Source organism: Pseudomonas sp. (genome assembly GCF_050739655.1).
Classification (GTDB): domain Bacteria; phylum Pseudomonadota; class Gammaproteobacteria; order Pseudomonadales; family Pseudomonadaceae; genus Aquipseudomonas.
Genome location: NZ_JBOIBY010000481.1, coordinates 1 through 3,377 on the forward strand (window position 1 = coordinate 1; position 3,377 = coordinate 3,377).

2 protein-coding genes and 1 pseudogene are annotated in these 3,377 nt (G+C 59.8%); 2 read left to right on the top strand and 1 reads right to left on the bottom strand.

The window, feature by feature from the left end:
- Positions 1–190: 190 nt before the first annotated feature.
- Together ACRESJ_RS23210 and ACRESJ_RS23215 are read left to right on the top strand one after the other, a co-directional pair.
- Positions 191–1,483, top strand: a pseudogene (locus tag ACRESJ_RS23210) (MFS transporter).
- 23 nt (positions 1,484–1,506) lie between these two features.
- Entirely contained in the window at positions 1,507–2,283 is a 777-nt protein-coding gene (locus ACRESJ_RS23215) for a substrate-binding domain-containing protein (RefSeq protein WP_431759991.1), read from the top strand.
- On the opposite strand, the gene ACRESJ_RS23220 is transcribed toward ACRESJ_RS23215, so the two are convergent.
- On the bottom strand, positions 2,273–3,187 hold the full coding sequence (locus tag ACRESJ_RS23220) for a LysR family transcriptional regulator (RefSeq protein WP_431759992.1): 915 nt from the start codon (positions 3,185–3,187) through the stop codon (positions 2,273–2,275). The two genes, ACRESJ_RS23215 and ACRESJ_RS23220, sit on opposite strands and share 11 nt — an antisense overlap.
- Positions 3,188–3,377 lie beyond the last annotated feature (190 nt).

Sequence of the window (3,377 nt, forward strand, 5' to 3'; positions counted from 1 at the left end):
TCCCCGGCTGCATTCCCACGCGGAGCATGGGAACGATCAGCCTGGAAAGTGCCATTGATCCACCTCATGCATCAATGCATGCCAACTATGCAATTAACATATAGATCCCCCTGCTCCACTATCCGCCCCAATAAGAACCGTGCGCCGCGTACAAGCGATGCACGTCATAAAAGCGGTGGAGTACTTACCTATGACAGCCTCAATCCCGCGCGGACGTTCTCGCGCCAGTGCCATCTTCCGGGTCACCTCGGGTAATTTCCTCGAACAGTTCGACTTCTTCCTTTTCGGCTTCTACGCCACGCAGATTGCTGCCGTGTTCTTCCCCGCCAGCAGCGAGTTCGCCTCACTGATGATGACCTTTGCGGTGTTCGGCGCAGGCTTCTTGATGCGCCCACTGGGCGCCGTGGTGTTGGGTGCCTACATCGATGATGTCGGTCGTCGCAAAGGACTGATCGTTACGCTCTCGATCATGGCCAGCGGCACGATCCTGATCGTGCTGGTGCCGGGTTATGAAACCATCGGGCTGTTTGCCCCGGCCCTCGTACTGATTGGCCGTTTGCTGCAAGGCTTCTCGGCGGGTGCGGAATTGGGCGGTGTCTCGGTGTATCTCTCGGAGATCGCCACGCCGGGCAACAAAGGCTTTTTCACCAGCTGGCAGTCGGGTAGCCAGCAAGTGGCAATCATCGTTGCCGCGGCGCTTGGCTATGGCCTGAACCAATGGATGGCGCCAGCGGAAATTGCTGACTGGGGCTGGCGGATTCCGTTTTTCGTTGGCTGCATGATCGTGCCGTTCATCTTTTTCCTGCGGCGCAATCTGGAGGAAACCGAAGAATTTACCGCCCGCAAACACCGCCCGAGCATGGCCGAGGTGTTTCGCACGCTGGCGCAGAATTGGGTGATCGTGTTCGCCGGGATGATGATGGTCGCCCTGACCACCACGGCGTTTTACCTGATCACCGTCTACGCGCCGACCTTCGGTAAAACCGTGCTGCACCTGAGCACCTCCGATGCGCTGCTGGTGACCTTGCTGGTAGGCGTCTCGAACTTTTTCTGGCTGCCGATCGGCGGCGCGCTTTCCGACCGCATCGGCCGTCGTCCGGTGTTGATCACCATGGCGTTGTTGGCACTGGCTACCACCTATCCAGCGCTGTCGTACCTGGTGCAGGCACCAAGCTTCATCAACATGCTGCTGGTGCTGCTGTGGCTGTCGTTCATTTATGGCCTGTACAACGGCGCGATGATCCCGGCGCTGACGGAAATCATGCCGGTGCAAGTGCGGGTCGCGGGTTTCTCGCTGGCTTATAGCCTGGCCACCGCCGTGTTTGGCGGTTTCACCCCGGCGATGTCGACCTTCCTGATCCAGTAAACCGGGGACAAGGCTGCACCGGGTTACTGGATGAGTGTCGCTGCGCTCTGTGCGTTGTGCGCCACGCTGTATCTCTATCGCCGTACCGGCGGTCGTTTGCAACCTGCCCTTTCGTGAACCCGAGGCCGTCGAGAACACACATGAAAAGACTATTCAACGTTGCAGCCCTGAGCGTGCTCTTCAGTCTTGGCCTGAGCACCGCTGCCCAGGCTGAAGAAATCCGCGTGATGACATCCGGTGGTTTCACGGCGGCCTACAAGCTCCTGGGGCCGAAATTCGCTGCATCCACCGGCAATACCCTCGACACCGCACTCGGACCCTCGATGGGCAAAGCCCCGGAAGCAATCCCCAATCGATTGGCCCGGGGTGAACAGGCGGACGTGGTGATCATGGTCGGTTACGCGCTGGACGACCTGATCAAACAGGGCAAGGTCGACCCCGCGTCACGGGTCGAACTGGCCGATTCGCGAATCGGCCTGGTGGTGCGCGAAGGGGCACCGAAGCCCGATATCAGCTCCGTCGACGGCCTGAAAAAGACCCTGCTTGACGCAAGGTCAGTGGCGTACTCCGACAGTGCCAGCGGGGTGTACATCGAGCAGCAGTTGTTCAAGCGACTGGGCATCGAAGATCAGCTCAAAGGTAAATCAACCATGGTTCCGAAAATCCCCGTGGGTTCGGTGGTTGCCTCCGGCGACTATCAACTGGGCTTCCAACAGGTCAGCGAACTGCTCCCGGTGCCAGGAGTGAGTTTTGTGGCGAAAATCCCGGAATCGGTGCAATCAGTCACCCGGTTCGCTGCTGGCATCCCGGTCGGCGCGCAACACCCGGAAGAAGCCAAAGCATTGCTGGCTTACATGGCTTCGGCCCAGGCGCAAACGGATGTGAAAGCCACTGGCCTGGACTCCGTCAGCCGCTGAGCGAAGGCTGCTCGATTTTCATCTCCACCACCAGACGCTCAAGTTCAAGTGCTGCCGGGGTCAAGGTTCGGCCCCGGCGCTTGATCAAGCCAACGCTGCGCATCACTTGCGGATCGGTCAGCGGCACCCGCGTGAGAATCGGGTGATCGGCCGCCGGCATCGCCATCAACGGCACCGCTGCAACGCCCAATCCCGCTTCCACCAGACCGATCATGGTCGTCACATGGCGGGTTTCGCAGATGCTCGGCCGCTGCGGCACCACGCGGGTCAACGCCTGATCCAGCAAAAACCGATTGCCTGAGGTCTTGTCCAGCGAGATGTAATCCTGCTGATAAAACTCGTCCCACGTCACGCTGCGGCGTCCCGCCAACGGATGATCGCGGCGACACGCCACTACATAACCCTCTTGCACCAAGGGCAAGAAATCCACCTCGGCTTCCAGCGTGCCCATGAAACTCAGGCCGAAATCCGCTTCGCCGTTGACCACGGCGCTCAGTACGTCATGGGCGCTGGAATCGAGCACCTTGACCTTGATCCGGGGAAACTGCCGGTGGTAGTGAGCAATGACTCGCGGCATGAAGTAGTACGCCGCCGACGGCACGCAAGCGACGGTGACATGGCCCTGGCGGCTGGAGGCCACTTCGCTGATGCCCAGCAATGCCACGTCCAGATCGTCCAGGAGGCGCTCGACGCTGGGCATGAAACCGCGCCCGGCCTGGGTCAGGCTCACTTTGCGCGTGGTGCGTTCAAACAACCTGACGCCGAGCGCGTCTTCGAGCTTTTCAATGCGTCGGCTCAGGGCGGGCTGCGAGATGCGCACCGTGTCGGCAGCCTTGCGAAAGCTGCCCTGCTCCACCACGGCGCGAAAGGCTTGCAGGTCGTTGAGGTCGAAATTGATGGCCATGGCGGTTGCTCGGGGATGGGTCGTATTAATGCACCTATTCTATGAATGTAACAAATTGATGCAAACTATTACGACCTGATGGACCGCATTGACGCGCACCAACGCCCTCCTTGTAGGAGCGAGGCTTGCCCTAATGCCGGTCAGTTAAGGCATTTGTAGGAGCGAGCTTGCTCGCGAAAAACTTCAGGAC